General features: G+C 65.6%; 24 protein-coding genes and 1 pseudogene. 10 read left to right on the top strand and 15 right to left on the bottom strand.

Going from position 1 to position 25,699, the window contains the following annotated elements; genetic code table 11:
* Positions 1–118 precede the first annotated feature (118 nt).
* A complete protein-coding gene (locus RCH10_RS23530; protein ID WP_409054303.1) occupies positions 119–436 on the top strand; it encodes a hypothetical protein in 318 nt (105 codons plus the stop codon).
* Here RCH10_RS23530 and RCH10_RS23525 read toward each other — a convergent pair.
* Complete coding sequence (locus RCH10_RS23525; RefSeq protein ID WP_323501559.1) at positions 373–1,878, bottom strand: mercuric reductase; 1,506 nt, start codon at positions 1,876–1,878, stop codon at positions 373–375. The two genes, RCH10_RS23530 and RCH10_RS23525, sit on opposite strands and share 64 nt — an antisense overlap.
* A 21-nt stretch (positions 1,879–1,899) precedes the next feature.
* Positions 1,900–3,039 carry a glucoamylase family protein gene (locus RCH10_RS23520; protein WP_409054302.1) on the bottom strand — a complete coding sequence of 380 codons (1,140 nt, stop codon included), beginning with the start codon at positions 3,037–3,039 and terminating at the stop codon, positions 1,900–1,902.
* Between the two features lie 530 nt (positions 3,040–3,569).
* Here RCH10_RS23520 and tpiA point away from each other — a divergent pair.
* Genes tpiA through RCH10_RS23500 form a run of 4 tightly spaced genes read left to right on the top strand, consistent with a single transcriptional unit; the run spans position 3,570 to position 6,410 of the window.
* On the top strand, positions 3,570–4,316 hold the full coding sequence (gene tpiA, locus RCH10_RS23515) for a triose-phosphate isomerase (protein ID WP_323501557.1): 747 nt from the start codon (positions 3,570–3,572) through the stop codon (positions 4,314–4,316).
* Positions 4,313–4,777, top strand: coding sequence for an RpiB/LacA/LacB family sugar-phosphate isomerase (locus RCH10_RS23510; protein ID WP_323498729.1), 465 nt, complete (start codon positions 4,313–4,315; stop codon positions 4,775–4,777). Before tpiA ends, RCH10_RS23510 begins: the two co-directional genes overlap by 4 nt.
* A complete protein-coding gene (locus tag RCH10_RS23505) occupies positions 4,774–5,814 on the top strand; it encodes a class I fructose-bisphosphate aldolase (RefSeq protein WP_323501556.1) in 1,041 nt (346 codons plus the stop codon). Before RCH10_RS23510 ends, RCH10_RS23505 begins: the two co-directional genes overlap by 4 nt.
* Positions 5,811–6,410: a histidine phosphatase family protein gene (locus RCH10_RS23500; RefSeq protein ID WP_323498727.1), complete on the top strand. Its 600-nt coding sequence runs from the start codon at positions 5,811–5,813 to the stop codon at positions 6,408–6,410. The genes RCH10_RS23505 and RCH10_RS23500 overlap by 4 nt, the downstream gene beginning before the upstream one ends.
* 24 nt (positions 6,411–6,434) lie before the next feature.
* On the opposite strand, the gene RCH10_RS23495 is transcribed toward RCH10_RS23500, so the two are convergent.
* The gene (locus RCH10_RS23495) at positions 6,435–7,001 is read right to left on the bottom strand and encodes a PRC-barrel domain-containing protein (RefSeq protein WP_323501555.1); all 567 of its coding nucleotides are present in this window, start codon (positions 6,999–7,001) and stop codon (positions 6,435–6,437) included.
* Positions 7,002–7,386: 385 nt separating this feature from the next.
* On the opposite strand from RCH10_RS23495, the gene RCH10_RS23490 reads away from it, so the two are divergent.
* Together RCH10_RS23490 and RCH10_RS23485 are read left to right on the top strand one after the other, a co-directional pair.
* Positions 7,387–7,647, top strand: a complete 261-nt coding sequence (locus tag RCH10_RS23490; RefSeq protein ID WP_323498725.1) for a hypothetical protein — start codon at positions 7,387–7,389, stop codon at positions 7,645–7,647.
* 94 nt (positions 7,648–7,741) lie between these two features.
* Positions 7,742–8,776 (top strand): NADP-dependent oxidoreductase, encoded by a 1,035-nt coding sequence (locus RCH10_RS23485; protein WP_409054301.1) that lies wholly within the window; start codon positions 7,742–7,744, stop codon positions 8,774–8,776.
* Positions 8,777–8,841: 65 nt separating this feature from the next.
* On the opposite strand, the gene RCH10_RS23480 is transcribed toward RCH10_RS23485, so the two are convergent.
* From RCH10_RS23480 to RCH10_RS23465, 4 genes are all read right to left on the bottom strand, one after another.
* Entirely contained in the window at positions 8,842–9,666 is an 825-nt protein-coding gene (locus RCH10_RS23480) for a PRC-barrel domain-containing protein (RefSeq protein ID WP_323501553.1), read from the bottom strand.
* Positions 9,667–9,689: 23 nt separating this feature from the next.
* A complete protein-coding gene (locus RCH10_RS23475) occupies positions 9,690–10,511 on the bottom strand; it encodes a PRC-barrel domain-containing protein (protein ID WP_323498721.1) in 822 nt (273 codons plus the stop codon).
* A 149-nt stretch (positions 10,512–10,660) separates the two neighbouring features.
* Positions 10,661–10,906 carry a F0F1 ATP synthase subunit gamma gene (locus RCH10_RS23470; RefSeq protein ID WP_323501552.1) on the bottom strand — a complete coding sequence of 82 codons (246 nt, stop codon included), beginning with the start codon at positions 10,904–10,906 and terminating at the stop codon, positions 10,661–10,663.
* 84 nt (positions 10,907–10,990) lie between these two features.
* The gene (locus tag RCH10_RS23465; RefSeq protein ID WP_409054300.1) at positions 10,991–14,875 is read right to left on the bottom strand and encodes a GH36-type glycosyl hydrolase domain-containing protein; all 3,885 of its coding nucleotides are present in this window, start codon (positions 14,873–14,875) and stop codon (positions 10,991–10,993) included.
* Between the two features lie 226 nt (positions 14,876–15,101).
* Between RCH10_RS23465 and RCH10_RS23460 the strand changes: the two genes are divergently transcribed.
* Genes RCH10_RS23460 through RCH10_RS23450 form a run of 3 tightly spaced genes read left to right on the top strand, consistent with a single transcriptional unit; the run spans position 15,102 to position 18,249 of the window.
* Positions 15,102–17,486 carry a phosphoketolase gene (locus RCH10_RS23460; protein ID WP_409054299.1) on the top strand — a complete coding sequence of 795 codons (2,385 nt, stop codon included), beginning with the start codon at positions 15,102–15,104 and terminating at the stop codon, positions 17,484–17,486.
* Positions 17,483–17,872 carry a TraR/DksA family transcriptional regulator gene (locus RCH10_RS23455; protein WP_323501549.1) on the top strand — a complete coding sequence of 130 codons (390 nt, stop codon included), beginning with the start codon at positions 17,483–17,485 and terminating at the stop codon, positions 17,870–17,872. The genes RCH10_RS23460 and RCH10_RS23455 overlap by 4 nt, the downstream gene beginning before the upstream one ends.
* Complete coding sequence (locus RCH10_RS23450) at positions 17,869–18,249, top strand: hypothetical protein (RefSeq protein WP_323498716.1); 381 nt, start codon at positions 17,869–17,871, stop codon at positions 18,247–18,249. The genes RCH10_RS23455 and RCH10_RS23450 overlap by 4 nt, the downstream gene beginning before the upstream one ends.
* A gap of 21 nt (positions 18,250–18,270) precedes the next feature.
* Here the strand turns inward: RCH10_RS23450 and RCH10_RS23445 are convergent, their stop codons facing one another.
* From RCH10_RS23445 to RCH10_RS23410, 8 genes and pseudogenes are all read right to left on the bottom strand, one after another.
* Positions 18,271–19,254, bottom strand: coding sequence for a zinc-dependent alcohol dehydrogenase family protein (locus tag RCH10_RS23445; RefSeq protein ID WP_323501548.1), 984 nt, complete (start codon positions 19,252–19,254; stop codon positions 18,271–18,273).
* A 17-nt stretch (positions 19,255–19,271) separates the two neighbouring features.
* Positions 19,272–20,267 carry a 2-hydroxyacid dehydrogenase gene (locus RCH10_RS23440; RefSeq protein WP_323498713.1) on the bottom strand — a complete coding sequence of 332 codons (996 nt, stop codon included), beginning with the start codon at positions 20,265–20,267 and terminating at the stop codon, positions 19,272–19,274.
* Positions 20,268–20,342: 75 nt separating this feature from the next.
* Positions 20,343–21,272: an MFS transporter gene (locus RCH10_RS23435; protein ID WP_323501547.1), complete on the bottom strand. Its 930-nt coding sequence runs from the start codon at positions 21,270–21,272 to the stop codon at positions 20,343–20,345.
* A 20-nt stretch (positions 21,273–21,292) separates the two neighbouring features.
* Positions 21,293–21,721: pseudogene (locus RCH10_RS23430) on the bottom strand (MFS transporter); the annotation flags it as partial.
* Positions 21,718–23,274, bottom strand: coding sequence for an NAD(P)H-hydrate dehydratase (locus RCH10_RS23425; RefSeq protein ID WP_323501546.1), 1,557 nt, complete (start codon positions 23,272–23,274; stop codon positions 21,718–21,720). The gene RCH10_RS23425 and the pseudogene RCH10_RS23430, both read right to left, overlap by 4 nt.
* Positions 23,275–23,296: 22 nt before the next feature.
* Complete coding sequence (locus RCH10_RS23420) at positions 23,297–24,190, bottom strand: oxidoreductase (RefSeq protein ID WP_323501545.1); 894 nt, start codon at positions 24,188–24,190, stop codon at positions 23,297–23,299.
* 10 nt (positions 24,191–24,200) lie between these two features.
* On the bottom strand, positions 24,201–24,434 hold the full coding sequence (locus RCH10_RS23415; RefSeq protein ID WP_323498708.1) for an SHOCT domain-containing protein: 234 nt from the start codon (positions 24,432–24,434) through the stop codon (positions 24,201–24,203).
* Positions 24,435–24,493: 59 nt separating this feature from the next.
* Entirely contained in the window at positions 24,494–25,528 is a 1,035-nt protein-coding gene (locus RCH10_RS23410; protein ID WP_323498707.1) for a zinc-dependent alcohol dehydrogenase, read from the bottom strand.
* Positions 25,529–25,699 lie beyond the last annotated feature (171 nt).

Genomic DNA, 25,699 nt, shown 5'->3' with positions numbered 1-25,699 from the left:
CAACGAACCGCCAAAGCGCGTGTCACCGTGAAGCTCGGGTCACCGCCACCCCGGGGCCAGGAAGCTTGGTCGATCTGAAATGTCAAACCACCATGACATCACGCCGCCTGGTAACGCGATGAACCTCTTCATCGACACCGAATTCAGTTCGCTGAACGCCCCGAAATTGCTCTCGATCGGCTTGGTGGCGGACGACGGCGGGGAGTTATATGTGGAAATCGCAGACGACCGAATACCGATCCTCCCCCACGTTCAGACGCTGAAAGTTGAACGTGGTGATGACTGCAAGGTTTTTGACGCCATGAACGCGGTCTTGCTGATATTGGTTAGCTTTGCAACGACCGCGATGGGTGAACTGATCGCACTTGGCCATCAACGCGCCCACCACCTACGCAACCGCGTGAAGCGCGCTGCCGTAAAGCGCGTCTTCGCATAGGCATCCGCCGCTTGCCGGATGGCTGCGCCCTGCGTCGGATAGGCATGGATGACCCTGGACAGTGCCTGCAGCCCGATACCCGTCACCATCGCGAGAGAGATACTGTTGATCATCTCTCCGGCATGCCGGGCCACGATGGTCGCGCCCAGGATCGTGTCGGTGCCCTCGCGCACATGAATTTTCACGAAGCCATCTTCCTCGCCATCGGCGATGGCGCGGTCCACGTCGTGCATCGGGATCGTGAAGGTCTTGACCGGAATGCGTTGTTGTCTGGCCTCCCTCACGTAGAGGCCGACGTGCGCGACCTCGGGGTCTGTGTAGGTACACCACGGGACCGTGAGCGCGCTCATGCGCTCATGCCCCAGCAGCAACGCATTGCGGACCACGATGCGGGCTGAGGCCTCGGCGGTGTTGGTGAACTTGCGCGTCAGGCACACATCGCCCGCGGCGAAGATGCAGCGGTTGCTGGTGCGCAGCAAGTCGTCGACATGAATGCCGCGTTCTGCGTCGTAGGCCACGCCCGCGGATTCCAGGCGCAGACCCTGCACGGCGGGCACTCGGCCGATGCCGGTCAGGAGGGTATCGACGCGCGTGGTGGCCGTGTTGCCGTCGTTCATCAGGTCGACCACCTTGCGGCCGTCTTCCATGCGCACGCGTGTGACTTTGCTGTTCAGGTGGATCTCCACGCCGTCGCGCGCCAGAGCGTCGGACACCATCTGCGCCGCGTCGCGTTCCTCCTGCGGCAGGAAGAGCGGCTCGCTGTGCGAGATCAGCGTGCGTGATCCGAAGCGCGCGAACACCTGGGCCAGCTCGCAGCCGAGCGGGCCGCCGCCGATCACCATCAGGCTGGGCGGCAGGACGTCGAGATCGAACACCGTCTCGTTGGTGAGGTAGCCGGCTTCGTCGAGGCCCGGAATGTCGGGCAACAGGGAATGCGACCCGGTGGCGATGAGCGCCTTCTTGAAGCGCAGCGGCATGCCGCCGACCTCGACCGCGTCAGGTCCGGTGAAGCGCGCCACGCCGAAGAACAGGTGAACGCCGGCGCGCGCGAGGTTCATCGCCGAATCCCGGCGGCTGATGCGCGCCGTGACGCGCCGCATGCGCCGCATCGCCGCAGCGAAGTCGAATGCCACCTCGGCCGGTGAAGTCACGCCGAAGTTCTCCGCATTGCGCATCTCCGCCAACAACCGCGCCGTACGGATCAGGGACTTAGAGGGAATACAGCCGTCGCTCAACGAATTGCCACCGAGCTCATGACGCTCGACCAGCGCCACATGGGCTCCCAGGGCCGCGGCGGCGTGGGCAGCCGCCAGCCCTGCCGGCCCCGCGCCGATGATCAGCAAGTCGTAGCGCTGCAGCGGCATCGGGCTGCGCCAGCCGGCGGGCCGGGTGTTGGCCAGACGCGCGTCGGCGGGCTCGGCGGCTTGGGAGAACGCGGGCATAAGGAATCGGCGGCGCTGCGGCTAGAGCCAACCGCCGGTGAATCCCGCTCGCCTCAGACCGGCACGCAGACAAGGAATGCTGCGGGTCAGACGCCAATACAGGCCGGTACGGAAGTTTTCGATCATGAGGACTGTCAGCCCTTGGTCGAGGCCGAATACGCCTTCCGAGATCCAGGGCGTGTCGCCGCCTGCCGTGACGTTGACGCCGCTGGCGTACAACGCGTTTCCACCCGTTGCGCCCGCTTCGACGACCAGCCGGCGCAGTGCGGGCAGCGCAATCTCGGGCGCGAACACCAGCGAGGCGGCCACGCAGGCGCTGTTGAGCGTTCCGTCGTCAGGGCCCCACGGGACCCCGCGCGCGGCATACCCGAAGAACGCCTGGCGGCGACCCGCCACTGTCTTCGAGTCGACGCTGGGGCCGTCGCTGGCCGTCAGGCCCCAGCTGTCCTGCCCATAGCCGCCGAAGCCACGCGGATTGCGGATCGCGTACTGCCGCTGCACTTCAGTGGCGCGCCGGCTGTTCTCGAAATAGTCGCAGTCCTTCTCGCGCATGAAGCTGTCGCGGATGCCGCGGAAGTCGATCCACGCATGCGAGAACTGATGCATGAACAGCGGTCCAGCGTACAGGAAGTCGATGCCATAGAGATTCTCCCACTGGTAGGTCTCGGTCCATGTTTCGAAGCTGGACCTTGTCAGCCGGTGTGTGTCCGAGCCCAAGCCGAGCGCATACAGGACGATGGCCTCGTTGTAGCCTTGCCAGCCGTAATTGAGGAAGCCGCATTCCGTCTTCCAGCCGAGCGCGACCGCATCGTCGTCGTGCTCGGACCAGTTCCAGTTCACTCGGTCATAAAGGAGGTTCGCGAGCCTTCTCAGCTCGTCCTCGGCAGGGGTCGGGGCATCGAAATAAGCGGCGGCCGTCAGCATGCCGACCACCAGCAGCGCGGTGTCGATGGACGACAGCTCCGAGGCCCACGCACGTCGGCCTGTATCGCCGTCCAGGAAATGGAAGTAGAAGCCGCGCCAGCCCGTCGCGTCAGCCGCGCCGGATTGGTCGCTCCCGGCGAAGAAACGCAACGCGTCAAGACATCGACCGACTGCGTCTTCCCTGGCGATCCATCCGCGCTCGACCGCTACCGGATAGGCAGACAGCGCGAAGCCCATGACGGCGATGCTCGCCGGTGCGTCCGGCCGGGATGTGTCGGCCACCAATCCAGTGCGCGCATGCGTATGGGTAAGAAAGTAATCGAATGCCGTGCGCTGCACGCCGTCTATCATTTGCTCGTCGGCACGTGTCGGCGCACCCAGAGCAGTCACCGGGTTCGCATCGCTGGGCTGATCTTGCGGCCCCAGCGCTGCCACCAAGGGGCCGACGGCGGCACGGCGTCAAGCAATCCGTTGAAAGCCGGGATTGAGATGCGCGCTGCCTCAGGTTCAGGGTTCGTCCTGTCCTCGAAGCCCGGCATGTCGGCAGTGGTGCGAAACGGGCTCATGGCACGTGGCCTCCAAGTCAAAGAAAGACCCACTGTCCACGCGTTCGCTCACAACGTCTGTTCGCTGGCGTACGTGCAGCCACGCTTGCGGCCACGGTCTGTTCTCAAACGCACAGACGCGCCGACCCGGAAAGCCCATTCTTCATTTCCAAAGGAGCACAGCTTGACGAAACCAAACTCCCACGTGCAGGTCCGGTCAACGTGACCCGGCCGCTAATTGTCGGAAACTGGAAGATGCATGGACTGACAGCGCAACTGGCAGACATCGAGGCGCTTGGCGTGGCGATGACTGACCGTCCCGCGCAGGCAGATGTCCTGATTTGTCCGCCGTTCACCTTGATCGAGCGTGCGGCGCGCGCAGCAGGCGCCCTGGTGTCCATCGGCGCACAGAACTGCCATCACGAGACCTCTGGCTCCTGGACGGGTGAGATCAGTGCGCGGATGCTGAGGGATTCGGGAGCATCGGCGGTCATCGTCGGCCACTCCGAGCGCCGTCAACAGCAAGGCGAAACCAGCGAGCGGGTGGCTGCGAAGGCGAACGCTGCAGTCGCCGCCGGTCTGCTCGCCATCATCTGCATCGGCGAAACGCGAGCGCAGCGTGAAGGTGGTAGCGCCCTGGACGCCTGTGCTGCGCAGTTGGCCCTTAGCGTGTCGAAGGACATCCGCGCTGGGGCGTTCGCCGTTGGTTATGAACCGCTTTGGGCGATTGGCAGTGGACAGGTACCGACTGCCGATCAGATCACCGAGATGCATCGGCATATCAGGCAGTGCCTGATCAATCGGCTGGGCACATCCGGGAATGCCGTGCGTATCGTCTATGGCGGCTCGGTGACACCTGCCAACGCGCGTAGCGTCCTTGCGCTGTCCGATGTCGGCGGCGTGCTGGTCGGCGGGGCGAGCCTGGAGCCCGAAGAATTCGAAGCCATCGTGCGAGCGGCTGCGCCATGAATCTGCGCGTGGGCATCGCGGCCGACCACGGCGGCTACGCACTCAAGACGGAACTCGTGCGGGCACTGCGAGGATGGGGCTGCCAGGTCGAGGACTTCGGCGCCTTTGAGCTCGACCCCTCGGACGACTACCCGGACTTCGTCGCTCCTCTGGCCAGCGCCGTTGCCAAGCGCTACATCGCGCGCGGCATCGCACTTTGCGGCAGCGGCGTGGGCGTGGCCATTGCCGCGAACAAGTTCGACGGTGTCCGTGCCGCACTGGTCCACGATGTCTTCACCGCACATCAGGGCGTCGAGGACGACGACATGAACGTTGCGTGCCTAGGCGGCGCGGTGATCGGCACGCGCTACGCGCTCGACCTCGTGCACGTGTTCCTCAACGCGCGCTTCTCGGGCGCTGCGCGCCACCAACGTCGCCTGGACAAGGTCAGGGCACTGGAAAACAGGAATGCCGAACCATGAAGACGATCGACATGCCGCTGCTCGCAGACACCGCCCGCCGCCTGATGGCAGACGGCAAGGGCCTGCTGGCGATGGACGAAAGCACCGGCACCTGCAACCGGCGCTTCGGCGCCGCAGGCATCCCGCAGACCGAAGCGTTCCGGCGCGCGTACCGTGAGCTGCTGGTGAGCACCCCCGGGCTCGGCCGCACGATCAGCGGCGCCATCCTCTTCGAAGAGACTTTGCATCAGCGAACGAGGGACGACGTGCTTTTCACGCAGGTGCTCGAAGACGCCGGCATCGTCCCAGGCATCAAGGTCGACCTGGGCGCCAAGCTGCTTGCAGGCCACCCCGGGGAGCGTGTGACCGAGGGGCTGGACGGTCTTCGCGCACGGCTGAAGGCATATTCTGAAAAGGGTGCGCGATTCGCCAAGTGGCGCGCGGTGTTCAGCATCGAGACCGGCACGCCCGGCCCGGCGTGCATCGCGGCCAATGCGCATGCACTGGCGCGCTACGCAGCCCTGTGCCAGGAAGCCTCGCTGGTGCCGATCGTCGAGCCGGAAGTTCTGATGGACGGCGCGCACACCCTGGCCGAGTGCGGCGAAGCCACGCACCGCGTCCTGCACCAGGTCTTCGAGCAGCTCGACCAGCAGGGCGTTGTGCTCGAGGCGATGCTCCTCAAGCCCAACATGGTCCTGCCGGGCACCGAATGCCCCGTACAGGACGACATCGATGCCGTGGCAGATGCCACGCTGGCGTGCCTGCTGCGGGCTGTGCCCGCCGCCGTGGCAGGCATTGCGTTTCTCTCGGGGGGTCAGCCGGCCGAGCTGGCCACGGTCCGGCTCAACGCGATGCACCGCCCCCGCGACACCGCGCCGATGAGCAACCCCTGGCCGCTGACCTTCTCGTTCGGCCGGGCACTCCAGCAACCCGCGCTCGCGGCGTGGGCGGGAAACGACGCCAACCGGGTAGCTGCCCAGCAGGCGCTGCTGCATCGCGCGGCTTGCAACGGCGCCGCCGTGCTAGGCCGGTACGGCGCCGTGATGGAGACCCCATGAGCACGCTGCTGCAGTTGTACCTCGTGCGGCACGGAGAAACCGCATGGACGATCACCGGCCAGCACACGGGTCGCACCGACCTGGGCCTGACCGCGCACGGCGAAGCGCAGGCGCGCGAGCTCGCACCGCGGCTGCGCGACATCGCCTTCTCCGGGGTTCTGGTGAGCCCCGCGCGAAGGGCTCGGCAGACGTGCGAGCTGGCGGGCCTGGAGGCATCGAGCCGGATCGAGCCCGACTTGGCGGAATGGGACTACGGCGATGACGAGGGACTGCGAAGCGTCGAGATTCGCAAGGCGCGACACGGGTGGGACCTCTGGCGCGACGGGTGTCCGAATGGCGAGACCCCCAACGAACTGGCGATCCGCGCGGACCGGCTCATCGGCCATCTGTCCAAGCTGGAGGGCAACGTCGCGCTGTTCTCGCACGGCCAGTTCGGCGCCGCGCTGGCTGCAAGATGGATCGGTCTGCCGCTAATTGCCGGAGCGCACTTCGCCTTGCACCCGGCTTCCCTCAGCATACTGGGCCACGAGTCAGCCCATCCCCACCGGCGGGTGATCGAACTGTGGAACGAGGTGCTCACGCTCCAGGAGCCGTGAGACCGTCCCGGCGCAGGGGCCGCTTCAACTCGCACGCGCGACCGTCGTGACCTCGAATCCGAATTGGCGCAGCCGTTGAACGTCGGTCTCGCCGGCGAGCCCGGCAGGAACCGACTCACCCTGCAGCCATGATTTGTGGATGAGAATCTGCGCGGCCTCTTCGGCGGAGGGCCGCGTGCCTCGCTGGACCTCGTCTTCGATCGGCGGACCGCCCTCCTCGCCCATGCGTGTGGCGGCGACGCGCCAGCGGTTGAGTTCGTAAGGAAGCGACCGTTGGATCGCTTCGCGCGTCAGGCCGACAGAGATGCTGAGATCGGGCGATCGCACGTCGGTAACCCACTGGGGTGCGATGAGAACGCTGTGGCCCATCCACCAGTGGCTCGTGTCGATCACGATGGCGTGCACGGCCCGTGTCTCCGCGTCGACCAGCAGGTCCTGGACATGCCCGGCTTCGCCGTCGAGCGCATGGACGCGATAGCCCTTCAGTGCCTTGCAGCTGCGCCAGTGCGAAGCCTCGCCGCACAGCGGTCGGTCGCGCGTCGACACGCCGGGTCCGTCGGCCTGGGGGAACGGGCTTGCGAAGACCGGCATCGCGTGGCATTCGAGCCAACCGCTCGAATCGACCACCAGGCCACGGACGACCCTTGGCCGTCATCGAAAGAAAAATGCATGACTTGACACATGGCCTCACTGTGGAGGGGCCCGGGTGCGGCGTCTGTTCGCTGCCGTACCCACGGCACCCATTGGCGACAGCCGACGGCGCGGCGCGCGAGCCGTGCACGCGTGTGCGCCAACGAACAGACCTCCTTGCAGGAGTTGCGCAAAGTGACGGCAACGAGTGCGCTCACCTTGTGCAGAGGCGCGACACCCCTACCCACCCGCCTGAAAGCATTGCCATGGAACCCATTGCAGAAGCAGTCGATGCCACTTGCTGCCCCCGGCGCAAGGACCCCAGGGCGCTCGCGAGGCGGTTTGCGTGACGACGCAACTTCCCCCGCCAGAACGCTTCGCCTTCGTCTACCGAGGCTGCTCGATGGTTTGCACCGCGGAGTTCGTTGCGCCTGCCGCTTATCGCCCCGTCGTGATCTATCGATCCGGTCTGCCCGAACTCGGGACCACGATCGTGCCGGTGATCGAGGCGAGCTGCGCAACGATTTCCGCTGCGATCCTGCGCGGACAGCAGACCGCCATGCTCTGGATCAACGAGCGGACCCGGCACCTGAACTGGTGGTTCTGATGCTGCACCCAACGCTCGCATCTGCCCCACCCCGCGAGAGCCGCCGCTGCACGCTCAACTCTCTCTTTCCCGATCCGGAACGAAAGCCGAACCCATGACGCAAACCCGCACCCGCAATCGCCGCATCGTCCTGAACGCTCGACCGGACGGCGCGCCGACCGCGCAAGACTTCCGCCTGGAGCACCTCCCGATGCCACAGGCCGGGCCGGGCCAGGTGCTGCTGCGCACGCTGTACCTGTCGCTGGATCCGTACATGCGCGGGCGCATGAATGACGAAGCGTCGTACGCGTTGCCCACGGCCCTCGGCGACGTGATGGTGGGCGCCACCGTCTCGCGCGTCGAGTCTTCCGGACACGCCAGCCTCAATGCCGGCGCCCTGGTGGTGGGTGCAGCCGGCTGGCAGGACTATTCGCTCGCGGACGCCGAGGGACTGAACGCGCTGTACCCGGAGGATCCGCACCCGTCTCGCGCGTTGGGCGTGCTCGGTATGCCGGGCTTCACCGCCTACATGGGACTGCTGGACATCGGTCAGCCGGTGGCGGGAGAAACCGTCGTGGTCGCGGCCGCCAGCGGCGCCGTTGAATCGGTGGTCGGACAGATCGCCAGGCTCAAAGGTTGCCGTGTCGTGGGCCTCGCCGGCGGGGACGAGAAGTGTCGCTACGTTGTCGACCAGCTAGGTTTCGACGACTGCATCGATCACCTTGCCGACAATATGGCAGACGCGCTCGCGGCCGCCTGCCCGGCAGGCATCGACGTGTACTTCGAGAACGTTGGCGGCGCGGTGTTCGACGCCGTACTGCCGCTGCTGAACACCCGCTCTCGCATTCCGGTGTGCGGCCTGATCGCCAGCTATAACGCCTCCGCGTTGCCGGCAGGTCCCGACAGGCTGGGCCTGCTGGAGGCCACGCTGCTGAAGAAGCGCATCCGCATGCAGGGCTTCATCACAATGGCCGATTACGGGTCGCGCTGGAACGAGTTCGCCGGCGCGATGCGAGAGTGGGTGCGCGAAGGGAGCGTAAAGGTCCGCGAAGACATCGTGTTCGGTCTGGAGAACGCACCCGACGCCTTCATGGGCCTGTTACAGGGCCGGAACTTCGGCAAGCTGATCGTGCAGCTGGCGTACGAATGAGGCATGTGGCCGCAAGGCGGCCACATGCCATCAGGGTGCGTGCCATCACGCGGTCTGCCGGTAGTTCACTGTCCCGCGTGCGCAGCCCAGAAGGCGTTGACCTTGACGCTCTCGGCCACAAAGTTGTCCTTTTGGAAGTTCTGGTCCTTCTTCACGTGCGGTGCGGCCTCCAGCGTCGACTTCACGGTGGCCAGCACGAGTAGCTTGTTGCCGGGCGCTGCCTTGAAGCTCTCCCACGGCACGGGCACGTACTTCTCGTCGATGCCGAAAATGCCTCCCCTCCCGATGACAAGGTAGGCGACCTTGCCGGTCTGCGGGCTCATCACGATGTCGTCGACGCTGCCGAGGTCTTCCCCCTTCGGATTCACCACGCCCGCACCGAGCAACTGGTCCGAGCGAAACGCCATGTCACCGCCGGAGACGGACACGGCAGCAGCGATCTGCTGGCGGCGCCAGGCCGACACGTCCAGGCGCGGAACCTTGCCACTGCTCAGGTCCGCCGCATAGGCGACATACACGGTGCGCGCGGCGCTCAGCGAACTCTCGCAGGCCTCCTGGTCACCGCGCTGCGCCAGGATGTTGGCCGAAGCGATGAGCGTGCGGACCTCGTAGCCCGGGCGGACGTTGGAATAGCCCACGCCTGCGACGTTTGGTTCCGCGACATAGCCGTACCCATAGCCGTACATCGGATAGCCATACCCGTAGCCGTAGCTGTGCAGCCAATAGCCTTCCTTTTGCAGCTGGCCGTCGAATGCCTTCAGGTCGGTGAGGCACTGCTGCGCCGGTTTCGCGGCTGCGGGCTGGGCGAGTGCCCCGGGCGAGAAGACTCCGAGGCAAACCGATGCGGCGAGCGACGCGATGTCCGACCGAGAGAGAGAGAGTTTTTTCATGATTCGTAACCTTGGATGGGGCTTCAGACTTTGTCTTCGGTGGCGAACGAGTCAGACCAGTAGCCCGCACGTCCGTAGTGGCCGCGCAGGTCGATGTCCGACTGCATCCTCCAGGTCTCGCTCGGGTCATAGACGGGCGAGGACTTCACTGCATCACGGCTCAGGTCGACCGACACGGTTTTGTCCGACCAGTGCACGCCGGTGATCCACTCCGGTGCCACCAGCACTTGGTGGCCCATCCACCAGTTGCTCGTGTCGACCACGAGGTAGCGGATGGCCCAGGTTTTCTGGTCCACCAGAAAGCCGGAGACATGCCCGATCTCACCGTCGTTCGCCCGAAGGTGATAGCCGGTGACGGCCTTGCAACTGCGCAGGTGCGGATCGTCGTTGCGGTGGCGCTGCCGCTCGGTGCGCAGATAGGTTTCCATCTCGCGTTCCCGCTCGGCGCGATCGATGCCGTAGCCCATGTAGCCGGGAACCATGCCGTAGGGATAGAGACCGCCGCCCCACAGGCCGGCCCCGCCCCAATAGTTGCCGTAGCCGTAGTACCCCATGTACTGCGCTTCGTTCTGCCGCGAAATGGGCTTTTCGGTGTCGACGTCCGGACTGTTCTTGACCTGCTCCTTGGTGATCGACACCGGGAACGTCTGGCCCACCCAGTTGGGATTGTGGATCGCAACGGGGGAAATAAGGACCTTGCGGCTCGTGAGCCAGGAGCCCGCATCCACCACCAGGTAGCGGACGACCCACGTGTCATCGTCGAAAAAGAAATCCTTGACCTCGCCGATCTCGCCGTCGGTGGCCTGGATCACGTACTTCTCGAGTTCATGTGTGCTTCGCAACATGGGAATGTCCTTTCAGAATGCCGAATCGGATCGATCGACGGAATGCGTCATCGCGGGGGTTCAAGAGACCAATGTCATCGCAACCGCCCCGGCCGTCTGTTCGCCACCGCACGCGGCGCGTCAGCGACGACGCCGGTTCAGGTGTCAACCTAGTCGCGCAGAGCCTTGAATCCCGAGATGACGTCCGATAGTTCTTCGTCGATCTTGGCTTGCCGCAAGCGATGCAAGGCGTCTTCGAGCGTGCCCAGCATCTCGTCGATGTTGCGATCGGCACGGTCCATGGCAGCCAGTCGGCTCGCGTTCTCGCTCGCGAGCGACTCGGCACAGGCGCGAAAGATGGAGACGAAGAGGTACTCGCGGATCAAGGCACGCAGGGTGGCTCGGTGCCATCGCATCGGCGTGCGCGTCGTGAACCACGCAGGCGTGGTTACCGCGCATCAAGCGGGATGTCATGCTGGCGCCCATGCGCCCGAGTCCGATCATGCCGATCTGCATTCCTTGCCTCCTGTGTGGTGGATGCGAATGACCACCGCGTGCTCGCAGCGATCGTCGATCAAGGGAATGACCGAGCCGGACAGAGCCATGCCGTCCAGCATTAGCGCAGGGCCTTCACCCTCCGACGACTTGGTCAGTACCTTTATTCGATAGACGGTCTCTCGATAGCGATAGTTCACTCGAAACGAAACCCAATGTTCCGGCACGCAGGGAACGATCCGCAGCGCATCCGACTCGACCTGCAAGCCCAGCAGCGACTCCAGCACGAAGCGCAGCATCCATCCGGCCGACCCGGTGTACCAGGTCCATCCGCCACGGCCCGCGTGCGGGGGCAACGCATAGACATCCGACGCCATCACATAGGGCTCGGTCTGGTACGTTGCGAGCGCATCGGTCGAGTCGGCGTGGCGGACCGGGTCGAGCATGCGGGCGAGTTCCCACGCGCGCGGCGCATCGTCGAGCGCCGCGAACGCCATCGCCGACCACACGGCCGCATGCGTGTACTGCCCGCCGTTCTCGCGCACGCCGCGCGGGTAGCCCTGGATGTAGCCGGGGCTCGGATCGGAATGGTCGAATGGCGGGGCAAGCAGTCGAATGAGGGCCGCGTCGCGGTCTACGAGACGACTGTCGAGCGCTTCCATCGCCTCGCGCGCGCGACCCGCATCCACCGCGCTCGACAGCACGGCCCAGCTCTGCGCGATCGCATCGATGCGGCATTCGGCGTCATCGGAACTGCCCAGCGGCGAGCCGTCGTCGAACCAACCCCGTCGATACCAGCCATCGTCCCATGCGCTCCGCTCGATCGCAGCGCGCAGCCGCACGGATTCGGCGGCACAACGTTGTGCGAAAGGCAAATCGCCACGTCGATCGGCCAGTCGCACGAACTGCACGAGCACCGTGTCGAAGAAGAAGGCGAGCCAGACGCTTTCGCCCTTGCCGTGCACGCCGACGAGGTTCATGCCATCGTTCCAGTCGCCGCCGCCGATCAACGGCAGGCCGTCTGCGCCAAAGCGCAGGCCGTGCGTGATGGCGCGCACGCAGTGCCCATACAGGCTGGCTGATTCGGGCGACTCGGCAGGCAGGTCGTAGCAGGAAACCTCGCCGTCCTCGAGCGCCCTGCCCGACAGGAAGGGCACGGGCGCATCGAGCACCGCCATGTCGCCGGTGACGAGGGCGTAGCGACAGGTCGCGAGCGGCAGCCACAGGTAGTCGTCCGAACAGCGCGTGCGCACGCCGCGGCCCGATGGCGGGTGCCACCAGTGCTGCACGTCGCCTTCGGGGAACTGGCGGCCCGCGCTGCGCAGCAGGTGCTCGCGCACGAGCCCGGGTGCCGCGTGCACCAGGGCCATCACATCCTGTAGCTGATCGCGGAAGCCGAAGGCGCCGCTCGACTGATAGAACGCGTTGCGCGCCCACAGCCTGCACGCCAGGGTCTGGTACGGCAGCCAACCGTTGACCAGCAGGTCGAGCGACGGCTCGGGCGTCTCGACCTGTACTGCGCCGAGAGTGTCGCTCCAATGCCGGTGCACGGCGGCCAGAGCCTCGCGCGTCGCGCTCGCCCCGCGCCAGCGCGTCGCGAGCGCTTGCGCCGCCTGCGGCGTGGTGCCGGCACCAAGGCGAAACACAATTTCGCGCGTCTCCCCAGCCGCCAGCTTGAACGGGACGCGGAGTGCGGCGCACGGATCGAGCGCCGCACCCGCCGCGCCGCAAAGGTGTTGCGACGCCATCGCTGCGGGATGGCGCAGGCTGCCGTCGTGCCCGATGAAGGCGCGGCGGTCGCAACACACACTCGTGCCAGCCGCAGTCGCTTCGTCGACATCGAAGAAGGCAGTCCGCCCCGAAAAATCCGTGGTGTACGCATTGGTGGCGTACACGGTGCCGTCGCTGGCGTCGACGCGCGTGCTCACATGCATCGCTGTATTGCGTCTCTCGTCGCCGAGGACCCATTCGAGGTAGCCGGTGACGCTGAGGTGTCGCATCCGGTCCGACCGGTTGATCACCTTCAAAACCGAGAACTTGATCGGCGCATCGATGGCCACGAAGATCGTCAGTGCGGTTTCGAGGCCGTCCTCGTGGTGCTCGAAGACGCTGTAACCGAAGCCATGGCGCGTGACGTAGGGCGTCGCGCCGGGGCACGGCAGCAAGGTGGCCGAGGCGTAGCGCCAACTGTCTTCGTCGCGCAGGTAGAACGCCTCGGTGTTGGGATCCGACACCGGGTCGTTCGACCAGGGCGTGAGCCGGAAAGCTTGCGCGTTCTCGCTCCAGGTCGCGGCACTGCCGCTCTCGGACACCAGCGTGCCGAATGACGGATTCGCCAGGACATTGACCCAGGGCATCGGCGTCATGTGATTTGGTGTGACCGTGACCACGTACTCGCGCCCATTCGGCGTGAAGCCGCCGATGCCGTTGCGAAAGATCAGGTCACGCTGCGCAAGCGGTGGCGACGGCTCGGCAGAGCCTTCGGACTCGGCCGCGGCCACGGCGCTGTCCGGTGGCGAGACACGGTCGCCCACCGGCCGACGTTGCGCGAGCTGCTGCGGCAGCAGCCCATCGCGATCGTCGAGCACGACACGGGCCACGGCCTGCAACAGATCGCGATCGGCAGCCGGCACCTGCGCCAGCGCGAGCACGAAGACGCCGCCCGGCTTGCCGAGCCGCTCGACATCGACCAGCGCAGTGAGTCGCTGTTGCAACGACGCCCCGGAATCACCGCTGTCGTCGACGAGCACCACGAGGTCGACAGCGAGACCCGACAGGCGCCAATAGGCGTGGGCCCGGATCAGTTGACACGTCAGATCGAGCCGGACCGAATCGGCCGCCAGCAGCAGCACGATCGGCAGATCGTCGGAGACCGCATAGCGCCACAGGCCCGCCTGACCTTGCCGGTTTCTCGCCAGCACAGCGGGGTCGGCCCGCATCGCCGCATCGGGCATCAGAAGCGCCCCGGCCAGTTCGGTATAAAGCCGCGCATCGTCGGCACTGGCATGCAGTCGATCGAGAACGGCCTGCGCGGTAACCCTCGCGCCGCCGTCCACACCGTCGGCCGTCGTGCGGTCCCGGTACTTGCGCATCAAGTCCACGCAGGCCTTAAGGGTGGCGCCGACGCCGCTGATCCAATCGACCGTCGTCGATTCGCCGGGGGCCAGCGACACTGCGCAACGGATGCCGGCCATTGGGTCGAGCACCGGACCGGCGCTGCCCGACAACGGTGCCCAGTCCTCCATGGCCTGCGGATCGGTCGGATCGCGACCGCGGCCTACGAATCGCGCGCGATCCGTCTCGAAAGACAGGGGCTCCGAAGGCGGCTGTTCGGTGACGACCTGATGGAACCAGGTCGGCGTTTGCTCATCTGGGGAGCGTGCACGCCGCCTGCACACGACCGCCTGCAACTCGTGCAGCACGTCGGTCTCGACAAAGAGCTTTTCGAACGCCGGATGCGCCGCATCGGCAGCGGCAGATCCCAGCACGAGCTCCGCATAGCTCGTCAATGCCAGCCTCCGGCGGATCGACGAATGGTTGGTGATGCAAAGGCGCCGCAGTTCGACATCATCGTCAGCCGACACGGCGACCATGGTCTGAATCTCAATGTCGTGCGCTCGCACACGGAATGCCGCGAGGCCCCGGGAGAACTGCGCCTTGTACACGCCAGCCCGGGCCGCGACGGGGTTTCGGGTCGTCGACCACACCTCGCCACCGTCCATGTCCTTGATGTAGCAGAACGCACCGTAGGCTTCGCACGTGGCGCCCTCTCGCCACCGAGTGAGCGCAAGGTCGTTCCAGCGGCTGTACCCACCGCCAGCGTCGGTGACCATGACGTGGTAACGCCCATTCGACAACAGCTGTACGCGCGGTGATGTCGACTCACGCATCGGCATTGCCCTTGGCGCGGCAGCGCAACGCATGCGGATCTGGCGTCGCTTCGCGAAATGAGTTCATGCCGACTCCTTGATTAGGCGACGGCGTCCGGAATATGAGCGTTACCCGTCATAGAAAAAGAGTCTGAATCGGCCCGCCGGACAAGTCTGTTCGTTGACGCACAGACGGCTTCGCGCCTGCCTTCTAAAACCGAACACCGAACTCCCGGAACCCCTGCCCATGAAGAACGATCCGCTCAGCCCGGACCTGCTGCACCAGATGAACGCCTACTGGCGGGCCGCCAACTATCTGTCCGTCGGTCAGATCTACCTCTACGACAACCCCCTCCTCAAGGAGCCGCTGAAGCTGTCGCATGTGAAACCGCTGGTCGTCGGACACTGGGGCACGACACCGGGCCAGAACTTCATCTACGTTCACCTGAACCGGTTGATCAAGGCCCACGACCTCGACATGTTCTATATCGCCGGGCCCGGGCACGGAGGACCCGCGATCGTCGGCAACGTGTACCTCGAAGGCTCCTGGAGCGAGGTCTATCCCGACGTGACACAGGACGAGGCGGGTCTCAAGAAGCTATTCAAGCAGTTCTCGTTTCCTGGCGGGATCTCCAGCCATGTGGCACCGACCACCCCGGGCTCGATCCACGAAGGTGGCGAGCTTGGCTATTCGCTCAGCCATGCCTTCGGTGCTGTCTTCGACAACCCCGAACTGATCGTGGCCTGCGTGGTCGGCGACGGCGAAGCGGAGACAGGTCCGCTCGCCACTGCATGGCAGTCGACCAAGATGCTCGACGCGGTGACCGATGGCGCGGTCCTGCCGATCCTGCACCTCAACGGCTACAAGATCAGCAACCCGACATTGCTGGCGCGCATCGAGCACGACGAACTCGAGCAGTTCTTTAGCGGCTGCGGTTGGACACCCCTGTTCGTCGAAGGCAACGATCCGGCGACGATGCACCAGCTAATGGCCCGCGCGATGGACGAAGCCCTCGAGATGATCCACCAGGCGCAGCGCGATGCGCGCGAGCGCAAAAGCGCGACGCGACCGCGCTGGCCGATGATCGTGCTGCGGTCCCCCAAGGGTTGGACCGGGCCGAAGACCGTCGACGGACTGCCCGTCGAGGGGACTTTTCGTTCGCACCAGGTTCCGCTGCTGGTCAATGCCCAACACCCCGAGCATGTCGCCCAGCTCGAGCAGTGGATGAAGAGCTATCGGGCCGAAGAGCTGTTCGACGCGAATGGGCGCCTGCTCCCTGAACTGGCTGCACTGGCACCAGATGGCAACAGGCGCATGGGCATGAATCCACATGCCAACGGCGGCTTGCTGCTGCACGACCTGCACATGCCGGACTTCCGCGACAACGCGGTGACAGTGCCGTCGCCCGGTGCGCTGCAAAGGCAGGACACGATGGTGCTTGGCCGGTTCCTCGGCGATGTGGTGCGGCTGAACGAGGGCCAGCGCAATTTCCGCGTCTTCGGCCCTGACGAGACCTTGTCGAACCTGCTCGGCGCGGTCTTCGATGTGACAAACCGGCAATGGAACGCGACGACCGTGCCGAACGACGAGTTTCTCGCGCCGGCCGGCCGGGTCGTCGACTCGATGCTGAGCGAGCACCAGTGCGAAGGCTGGCTCGAAGGCTACCTGCTGACCGGCCGGCATGGCCTGTTCAACAGCTACGAGGCCTTCATCCGCATCGTCGACTCGATGTTCAGCCAGCACGCCAAGTGGCTCAAGGTAACGCGCGAGCTGCCGTGGCGACGGCCCATCGCTTCGCTGAACTACCTGCTCGCCTCGCACGTCTGGCAGCAGGACCACAACGGCTTCACGCACCAGGACCCGGGCTTTCTTGACCACGTCATCAACAAGAAGGCCGACATCGTGCGCGTTTACCTGCCACCCGATGCGAATTGCCTGCTGTCGGTCTTCGACCATTGTCTGCGCAGCCGCAACTGCGTCAACGTGGTGGTGGCCGGCAAGCACGCCCTGCCGCAGTGGCTCACGATGGAGGCCGCTGTGGTGCACTGCACCGAGGGTATCGGTATCTGGACATGGGCCAGCAACGACCGGGGCACAGAACCCGACGTGGTGATGGCCTGCTGCGGCGACACGCCGACGCTGGAGATCATGGCGGCTACGTCCATCCTGCGCGAGCACCTGCCGGGCCTGAAGATCCGCGTGGTCAACGTTGTCGACCTGATGAAGCTGCAATCGGCCAGCGAGCATCCGCACGGACTCGATGAGGCCGACTTCGATTCGCTCTTCACCCGTGACAAACCCGTGATCTTCGGCTTCCACGGCTACCCCTCGCTGGTACACCGCCTGACCTACCGCCGCACCAACCGAAACCTGCACGTGCACGGCTACAAGGAAGAGGGAACCATTACCACGGCCTTCGACATGCGCGTGCAGAACGAGCTGGATCGCTTTCACCTTGTGCAAAAGGTGCTGGACTGCCTGCCCCACCCGGGCAGCAGGGCCGACTACCTCAAGCAGATGTGCCGCGGCAAGCTGGTCGCGCACAAGCTCTACATCGACGCGCATGGCCAGGACATGCCGGAGATCCTCGAATGGAAATGGGGTGCCCCGACACAGGAAGACAAGCGATGAACGCGAACACACCGTCCCACCTTTCGCATGCGCAGCGCCTCGTTCTCACGGCGCTGCTCGAGTCCCGGCGCGTCGCTTTCGAGCGCCTGAGCACCTTGCAGCTGGAGGGCCAGTCGCAGGTCGAAGCGGCCCGCCGCGTCTTGCTGCAGGACGCCGACGACGCACGGCAGCGCGAGGGCACCCACGAGGCCGAAGGCATCGTTGCGGACATCGACAGCGGCGAGTACACGGCGATCCGCGCTGCGTTGGAACGCATTCATGGTGCCGCCTACGGCCTGTGCGTCGATTGCCACGTCGAGATTCCGTTCGACCGCCTGCAGATCGAACCCCAGACCTTGCGCTGTACTACCTGTCAAACCCTTCACGAACGGAAATCCAAGCCATGAGCCTCTTTCACGCGGTCGCATTCGTCGACCATCAATCCGCCCACCTGCTGCAGTTCGCACCCGACGAGAGGGTAGAGCAGCATGTACACGAGCAGCTGAAGTTCACACGCCAGCATCACAGCGGCGTGCGCACCGAACACGAGTTCTTCGGAGCCGTCTGCGATGCGTTCGACGGCATCGCCGAAGTGCTGGTCGTGGGCGGGCACACGAGCGTCGCCGACTTCCAGAGTTATGTGGGGAAGCACCGGCCGCAGACGATGCCCCGCATCGCCGGCTACGAAGTGGTGGACCACCCGACCGACAACCAGCTCGTCGCGCTGGCACGCAGCTTCTTCGTGAACCACGACCGCATGGTCGGCACTCGCGTGCCGACCTGAGTCTCGGCGCACACGGGCCCGTCAGGTCACCAACACCGCCGCCCCCTCGAAGCGGCCCGCGCGCAGGTCGGCCAGTGCCTCGTTGGCCTTTTGCAGCGGATAGCAGGTGGTCTTCGTCACGATGCCCATGTCGGGCACTTGGCTCAGAAAATCGAGCCCGTCCTGACGTGTGAGGTTGGCCACCGAGAGCAACTCCCGCTCTTCCCACAGGAGGCTGTACGGGAAGCGCGGAATGTCGCTCATGTGGATGCCGGCGCAGACGACGCGGCCACCCTTGCGCACCGCCTTCAGCGCCAGCGGCACCAGCTCACCGACCGTGGCGAAGATGATCGCGGCATCGAGTGCCTGCGGTGGTATCTCGTCGGACCCGCCGGCCCAGGTGGCACCCAAGCTGCGCGCGAAGGCCTGGGTCTTCTCGTCGCCCGGGCGGGTGAACGCGTGCACCGAACGCCCCTGCCAGCGGGCAACCTGGGCCAGGATGTGCGCCGCCGCGCCGAAGCCGTAGAGGCCGAGGCTCCTGCCCTCGCCCGCGATGGTGAGCGCGCGCCAGCCGATCAGGCCGGCGCAGAGCAAGGGAGCGAGCGAGGCATCGCTTCCCTCCTCGGCCAGCGGAAAGGCAAAGCGCGCATCGGCCACCGTGGCGGTGGCGAATCCGCCATTGCGCGTGAAGCCGGTGAACACAGGGTGGTCGCACAGGTTCTCGCGCTGCATCCTGCAATAGGGACAAATGCCGCAGGTGTGACCCAGCCACGGGATGCCCACGCGCTGGCCGATCGCCAGGCCGGAGACGCCCGCGCCGAGCACATCGATGCGGCCTACGATCTCGTGGCCCGGGATGATCGGCACTTGCGGGTGCGGCAACTCGCCATCCACTACATGCAGGTCGGTGCGGCACACGCCGCAAGCTGAAACCTGCACGCGTATCTGGCCCGGACCGGGCTGCGGGTCGGGCAGCTCGGTCCAGACCAGGGGCGCGTGCAATGCGTTGAGGACCATGGCGTGCATGAGAGAACCCTTTGCAGTCAAGTGGCTTCGGTGACTTCGTGGACCGGCTTGCCGGTCCTGGCGAAAGCGTCGACGTTGGCCATCGTGGTGTCTGCGATGGCTTTCATCGCATCCGCGGTGAAGAAGGCCTGGTGCCCCGTCACCAGCACGTTGGGGAACGTGAGCAGGCGCTCGAATACGTCGTCGCGGATCACTTGGTCCGACTTGTCGTCGAAGAAGAGTGCGGCTTCTTCCTCGTAGACGTCCAGGCCGAGGTGACCGATGGCGCCGCTCTTGATGCCATCGACCACCGCTTTTGTATCGACGATGCCGCCGCGGCTCGTGTTGATGAGCATGGCACCGCGTTTCATCTTGCCGATCGCGGCGGCGTCGATCAGGTGCCGCGTCTGCGGCGTCAGGGGGCAATGAAGCGTGACGATGTCGGCCTGCGCAAGCAATGTGTCGAGCGATACATACGCCACGCCGATTTCCGTGCACGCGGGGCTGGGCTCGATATCGCTGGCCAGCACCTTGCAACCGAACCCGGTCATGATCTTCGCGACGCTGGTCCCGATGCGGCCGGTACCCACGATGCCCACGGTGCGGCCGTGGAGGTTGAAGCCGAGCAACCCCTCCAGCGCAAAGTTGCCTTCGCGCACCCGGGCGTAGGCACGATGGATGTTGCGGTCTAGCGAGAGCATCAGCGCCACCGCGTGCTCGGAAACGGCCTCGGGCGAGTAGGCCGGAACACGCGCGATGACGATCCCGAGTTTCTTCGCCGCGGCCCGATCGACGTTGTTGAAGCCCGCCGACCGCAGGGCCACGAGGCCCACATCCAGCGACTTGAACGTTTGCAGTACCGCGCTGTCGACCTTGTCGTTGACGAAAGCGCAGACGGCACCCGCGCCACGTGCCAGGACCGCGGTATCGGCCGTCAACTGCGCGTCGAGATAGTGGAGCTTGTGCCGACCCGAGCACGCTGCGTTGATGAATTGGCGATCGTAGGGCTTGGTGCTGAAGACGGTGATTTCCATGGGGTTCCTTTGCATCGTGCCATCGAGAGGTCGCGGCAGGGGTATTCGGTCTTGACTTCGGACGGTCCGCGGCTGCTAGGCGATGGCAGGCTTCGGCACCTTGCCGGATGCCTTGTCGATCTTGGGCGCGGTTGCGGACGAGCCGGTTTCGCGCAGAAAGAAACTCAGCACGATGGCCAGCACCACGCCACCGACGAGTGGCAGAAACGCGGTCTGGAATTCGGCCAGCGTCATGGTGGCGCCTTGCGCGGGCAGCATCAGCCGCGAGATGAAGGGCGACATGATCCCGGTCGTGACGAAGACGAGAAAGTTCATCGCGCCGGCCGCCGTGCCCTTGACCTCGGACGGGTTGACCTCCTTCATCATCGCAAAGGGGATCATGGCCGCCCCGGATGCGATCCCGAGTACTAGGGCAACGCTGTAGCGAGGGAGAGTTCCGACCGGAACGTAGATCGCCGAGAGCCCCGCAGCGAGCATGAGCAAGGCACCGCAGATCAAGACGGGTTTCCGGCGGCCGATCTTGTCGGAAATGTAGCCAAGCAACGGGCAGCCGATGACCCAACCGATCGGAACCATTGAGGCATCGGTCGCGGCAGCCGCCATCGTCATGTTCTCTCCGCCGTGCAGGAAGGAGGTCGCCCAGACCAGCGCGCCGATCGTAGTCGGCAGAAAGAGCAGGCCGCCCACGACGCCTGCCAGCCAGCTTTGCGGGTTGTCGAAAACGACCTTGAATGGCTTGACGACGCTGGCCAGCGACAGTGCACCGTGATGTCTGGGGCTGTCGCCCTTGTCAGCCGGCATGATGAACCAGGTCGCCACGGCCAGCACACTTCCGACGCAGGCGAATGCAATCCATACTGACTGCCAGGGCACATGGAAGCTTCCGCTCGGATCGATGGCCATGTGCACCGGCTTGGCGCCGAACGCAGCGCCCGCCATGCCCAGGCATTGCGTGAACCCGATGAACATCGCCAGCATGCGCGCGGGCAGGTAGCGCGCCGCCACATAGAGGACGACCCGATGAACGCGAAGATCGCGCCGATGGCCTGCAGCACGAACCCCACCATGCCGGCGGCTTCACTGCCCTGCGCGAAGACCAAGCAGCCGACGCCCACGACAGCGATCCCGAAAGGAATGGTGCGGCGAGGTCCATACCGGTCAAGCAGGACACCGGCTACCAGCGCCATCACGGCGTAGGCCACGTAGTAGGCCGAGATCATCGCGCCGATGTGGTTGGCACCCCATGCGGCGGTCAGCTCAGTCTGCATGACGCCGGGCGCAGATCGCACGGCGTACTGGAAAAAGTAGAAGACGGCGCACAGCAGCCAGGCGACGAAAAAAAGAGGTTTCAAGTCGTATGGCGGCGCGGTGCTGGACGACGCTGGCAGAGGTGCCGTCCCTCGCGGCGATGCAGGCGGCGCGGCCGCATTCGGGTTTTCGACCGAGGGGGTCATGATGCTTGATCCTGTTCAGAGTTGTGCGGGTGGTTTGGGGATGTAGAGTCCTGTGCGATAGAAACGCTGGAGCGGCGGGGCCTCCTGTCCTGGAGGTTGCGCAACACGGTGGGCAGCAGGTCGGGCAGGTCTTCCGCCATCAGCCCCGGCCCGAAACCGGATGCCGCCGCGCCATGCAGCCACACCGAAGCGGCCGCCGCGAGGAACGGCGCCATGTCCTGGGCCAGCAGCCCGAGCACCATGCCAGCCAGCACGTCACCCGCGCCCGCGGTGGCCAGCGTCGGCGGCGCATTGGCGTTGATGATGGCGCGCCCGTCGGGTGCGGCAATCACCGTGTCGCTGCCCTTGAGAACCACGATGGAGCCGCTGGCCTGCGCGGCAGCGCGGGCACGCGTGAGCTTGTCGGCGCCCATGTCGATCACACCCTCGAACAGGCGTTTGAATTCGCCTTCGTGTGGGGTCAGCACGCAAGCGCCGGTGAGGGCGTTGAACAAGGTTACCGGGTCGTCCTTGAATGCCGACAGGGCGTCGGCATCGAGCACGGTCGCCCGTCCCGTCCCGAGCATCGCCAGCACGCGTGCCCGCGTGTCCGGCCCCACACCCGCGCCGGGGCCGATCATCAGTCCGGTGTACCTGCTGTCGGCCAGCAGGTGTTCGAGGTCTTCGAGCCGAGTGATGGCGCTCACCATCACGCTGGTCAGCGCGGCAGCGTAGACCGGCAGCGCGGCGGCGGGCACCGCGACGGTCATGAGGCCCGCGCCCATTCTGGCGGCCGCCCTCGCGGCCATGCGTGCCGCGCCGGTGGTGGGCCAGCCGCCCCAGCCCAGGGCGTGCCCGCGGGTGTATTTGTTGCCGTCGGCTTGCACCACCGGCAGCGCGTCGACCCACAGCGTCGGATCGTTCTCGAAAGTGTCGGGCGTGAAGTGTGCGAACACCGAGGCGGGTGTGCCAATATCGGCCACGATCAATTCGCCGCACAGGCTGCGGCCCGGTTGCAGCAGATGTCCGGGCTTCTTGCGAAAGCACGTCACCGTGAGCGCACAGGGCACTGCGCCCGCGCTGGCGCCGGTATCGCCCATCACGCCGCTGGGGATGTCCACCGCAACGAGCGTCATCTGCCTTGCGGCTACCTCAGCCAACGTTCGAGCTGCCATCCCTTCGAGCGGGCGGCTCAGACCTGCGCCGAAGATGGCATCGACGATGAGCGCGGCGCCGTCCAGCGCTGCGGGTGTCAGCGCCTCGATCGGCCCGCACCACAGCCCGGCGTGGTGGGCCGCTGCGCCGCGCAGGCTCTCGCGTGGCACCAGCAGCGCCACACGCACCGGCCAACCAGCCTCGGCCAGCTGGCGAGCCGCCACGAAGCCATCGCCGCCATTGCTGCCGGGGCCGCACAGGACTAACACCGGGCGCGAGGTCCAGCGCTGTTGAATGGCCTGGGCCACGGGACGACCGGCGTTTTCCATCAGCGCCATCTCACTGATGCCACAGGCCACCGTCAAACAGTCCGTAAGCGCCATCTGCTTGGCGGTGAGCAGGGCCGTGTCGCAGTTCATCGCATCTCGGTTGCCGGGGGTGTCAAACGCCAGCACCTAGAGCCGTCGCATGCGCCGGCTGGGGAAAGTCGGCGGCGCGCGCTACAGCCTCGCCCGCCGCGAACTCGGTGCGCAATTCGTGGACCTTGGTCATCGCACCGTCGAAGGCGTCGTTGCCCAGCAGCAGATGGTCCGGCGGATGGCCTGAGACCACCGCGTCGATGAGCGCATTGACGGCACGCACGGGATCGCCCGGCTGCTGGCCGGAGGAGGCGCGGATCTGGCGCCGCACATTGCCGGCCGTGGCGATGTAGTCATCGATCTGGTGCTTGCTCTCGTTGGCGGAGCGGCCGGCCCAGTCGGTGCGAAACCCGCTGGGTTCGACCACCATCACCTGAAGACCCAGTTCAGCGACCTCCTGCCGCAAGGCCTCAGACAAGCCCTCAACGGCGAACTTGGTGGCGCAATACTGGCCCAGCGCCGACATGCCGCGGATGCCGGCCAAGGAAGAGAGGTTGACGATGCAGCCGCGCCGACGCTTGCGCATGTCGGGCAGCACGGCCTGAATCATGCGGGTCAAGCCGAAGACGTTGACATCGAACATCTTGCGCACCTGGGCCTCTTCACCTTCCTCGATGGCCGCGAAGTAGCCGATGCCGGCGTTGTTCACCAGTACGTCGATGCCGCCGAAGCGGTCCTGCGCCGCCTTGACCGCTGCGACAACCTGGTCCTGCCGGGTCACGTCGAGCGTGAGCACCAGAACGTTGTCGATTGCGCCGAAGCCTTCCAGGGCGGCGGGATTGCGCGAGGTCACCACCGTCCGGTAGCCATGGTCGATGGCCTGTCTTGCGAGTTCGAGACCGAAGCCTGTGGAGCAACCGGTGATGAACCAGATGGGTGGCTCGGTCGCGATGGCGTTGTGAACTTGGGTATTCATTCGTTTACCCTCACGCCAGGATGGCCGCCTTCATGCGGCTGTAGTCGTCGTGGGTGATCTCGCCCCGCGCATAACGCTCGCTCAGGATGTCCTGCGCTTCCTTGCCGAGGGGCCTGCCGTAGTTGCGATGGACGCGGTAGGTGTAGCCCCAGTTCCCGGCGCTCGAGAAGATGAGGATCATCATCCCGAACCAGAGGAACCAGCCCCAGCCCGAGTACCAGTCGTTCCAATAGGTGCCTGCCATTTTTCAAACTCCTTCAGTGAAAGGGATCTACCCCGAAAAGCCTGGTCGACGCAGAGGTCTCACCGGGCCGAGAAATCGAGCACCACGCGCGAGGGCACCTCGCCCCTGGACAGTCGCTCGAACACATCGTTGATGGCCGACAGCGGCTGCAACTCGATGTCGGCCTTGACCTGGCCTGCGGCAGCGAAGGCCAGCGCCTCGGCCATGTCTCGCCGGTTGCCGACGAAGGAGCCGCGGATGGTGATGCAGTTGGCCACCACGTCGAACAGCGGCGTGGGGAATTCGCCCGGCGGAATGCCGACCAGCACGCAGGTGCCGTGCTTGCGCGTCATGCGCACGCCCTGCTCGAAGGCGGGCAAGGAGGGCGCAGTGATCAGCACGCCATGCGCGCCACCGCTCGTGGCCTTGACCACAGCCGCGACCGGGTCGCCCTGCTTGGCATTGACCACCGCATCCGCACCCAGGCGCGTCGCATGTGCGAGCTTGCCGTCGTCGATGTCGACCGCGCAGACGTGCAGACCCATCGCCCTGGCGTACTGCACCCCGAGGTGACCGAGCCCGCCGATGCCCGAGATCACGACCCACTCGCCCGGTCGGGCCTGGGTTTCCTTGATGCCCTTGTACGAGGTGATGCCGGCGCAGATCAACGGTGCGGCGTCGACCGCCGACAGCCCGGCCGGAATGTGCGCGACGTAGTTCGGGTCGGCGATGATGAATTCGGCGAAGCCGCCGTTTCGGGTGTAGCCACCGAACTGGGCCTCAGCGCAGACCGGCTCCTGTGCCGCCAAGCAGAACTCGCAGTGCCCGCAGGCGGAATAGAGCCAGGGCACGCCGACGCGGTCGCCCTCCTTCACCGCCGTCACCCCTGTGCCGAGCGCGGTGACGATGCCGATGCCTTCATGGCCTGGCGTGAACGGCAGCGGCGGCTTCAACGGCCAGTCGCCATCGCGCGCGTGCAGATCGGTGTGGCACACGCCGCAGGCCTCGGTCTTGACGAGGATCTGGCCCGGTCCGGGCGTCGGCACATCGAGCTCTTTCATCACCAGGGGCTGGCCGAATCGTTCGACCTGGGCGGCTTTCATCTTGGGTGTCATGGAGAATCCTTATGTTGAAAATCTTTCAGGCCGCGGCTTTCAACCCGAGCCCGCGCACCGCTTCGATCATCTCGACCAGCACGGCTTGTGCGTCGCCATAAACCATGTGGCAGTTGTGGCCATAAAAGAGCGCGTTGACGATGCCTGCATAGCCCTTGCCCTCACCTCGCT

The organism is Variovorax sp. GrIS 2.14, assembly GCF_046115955.1.
Lineage (GTDB): Bacteria > Pseudomonadota > Gammaproteobacteria > Burkholderiales > Burkholderiaceae_C > Variovorax.
Note: the sequence above shows the minus strand (reverse complement) of the source record. Positions and strands in the feature narration are given on the sequence as shown.

Excerpts from the sequence above, each read along its gene's own strand:
- RCH10_RS23440 (WP_323498713.1), bottom strand. The coding sequence starts at position 20,267 with ATGGAAATCACCGTCTTCAGCACCAAGCCCTACGATCGCCAATTCATC.
- RCH10_RS23475 (WP_323498721.1), bottom strand. The coding sequence starts at position 10,511 with ATGTTGCGAAGCACACATGAACTCGAGAAGTACGTGATCCAGGCCACC.
- RCH10_RS23510 (WP_323498729.1), top strand. The coding sequence starts at position 4,313 with ATGAATCTGCGCGTGGGCATCGCGGCCGACCACGGCGGCTACGCACTC.
- RCH10_RS23445 (WP_323501548.1), bottom strand. The coding sequence starts at position 19,254 with ATGCACGCCATGGTCCTCAACGCATTGCACGCGCCCCTGGTCTGGACC.
- RCH10_RS23480 (WP_323501553.1), bottom strand. The coding sequence starts at position 9,666 with ATGAAAAAACTCTCTCTCTCTCGGTCGGACATCGCGTCGCTCGCCGCA.
- RCH10_RS23495 (WP_323501555.1), bottom strand. The coding sequence starts at position 7,001 with ATGCCGGTCTTCGCAAGCCCGTTCCCCCAGGCCGACGGACCCGGCGTG.
- RCH10_RS23525 (WP_323501559.1), bottom strand. The coding sequence starts at position 1,878 with ATGCCCGCGTTCTCCCAAGCCGCCGAGCCCGCCGACGCGCGTCTGGCC.
- RCH10_RS23410 (WP_323498707.1), bottom strand. The coding sequence starts at position 25,528 with ATGACACCCAAGATGAAAGCCGCCCAGGTCGAACGATTCGGCCAGCCC.
- RCH10_RS23460 (WP_409054299.1), top strand. The coding sequence starts at position 15,102 with ATGAAGAACGATCCGCTCAGCCCGGACCTGCTGCACCAGATGAACGCC.
- RCH10_RS23420 (WP_323501545.1), bottom strand. The coding sequence starts at position 24,190 with ATGAATACCCAAGTTCACAACGCCATCGCGACCGAGCCACCCATCTGG.
- RCH10_RS23450 (WP_323498716.1), top strand. The coding sequence starts at position 17,869 with ATGAGCCTCTTTCACGCGGTCGCATTCGTCGACCATCAATCCGCCCAC.
- RCH10_RS23465 (WP_409054300.1), bottom strand. The coding sequence starts at position 14,875 with ATGCGTGAGTCGACATCACCGCGCGTACAGCTGTTGTCGAATGGGCGT.
- RCH10_RS23425 (WP_323501546.1), bottom strand. The coding sequence starts at position 23,274 with ATGAACTGCGACACGGCCCTGCTCACCGCCAAGCAGATGGCGCTTACG.
- RCH10_RS23500 (WP_323498727.1), top strand. The coding sequence starts at position 5,811 with ATGAGCACGCTGCTGCAGTTGTACCTCGTGCGGCACGGAGAAACCGCA.
- RCH10_RS23485 (WP_409054301.1), top strand. The coding sequence starts at position 7,742 with ATGACGCAAACCCGCACCCGCAATCGCCGCATCGTCCTGAACGCTCGA.
- RCH10_RS23415 (WP_323498708.1), bottom strand. The coding sequence starts at position 24,434 with ATGGCAGGCACCTATTGGAACGACTGGTACTCGGGCTGGGGCTGGTTC.
- RCH10_RS23455 (WP_323501549.1), top strand. The coding sequence starts at position 17,483 with ATGAACGCGAACACACCGTCCCACCTTTCGCATGCGCAGCGCCTCGTT.
- RCH10_RS23505 (WP_323501556.1), top strand. The coding sequence starts at position 4,774 with ATGAAGACGATCGACATGCCGCTGCTCGCAGACACCGCCCGCCGCCTG.
- RCH10_RS23520 (WP_409054302.1), bottom strand. The coding sequence starts at position 3,039 with ATGGGCTTCGCGCTGTCTGCCTATCCGGTAGCGGTCGAGCGCGGATGG.
- RCH10_RS23470 (WP_323501552.1), bottom strand. The coding sequence starts at position 10,906 with ATGCGATGGCACCGAGCCACCCTGCGTGCCTTGATCCGCGAGTACCTC.
- RCH10_RS23530 (WP_409054303.1), top strand. The coding sequence starts at position 119 with ATGAACCTCTTCATCGACACCGAATTCAGTTCGCTGAACGCCCCGAAA.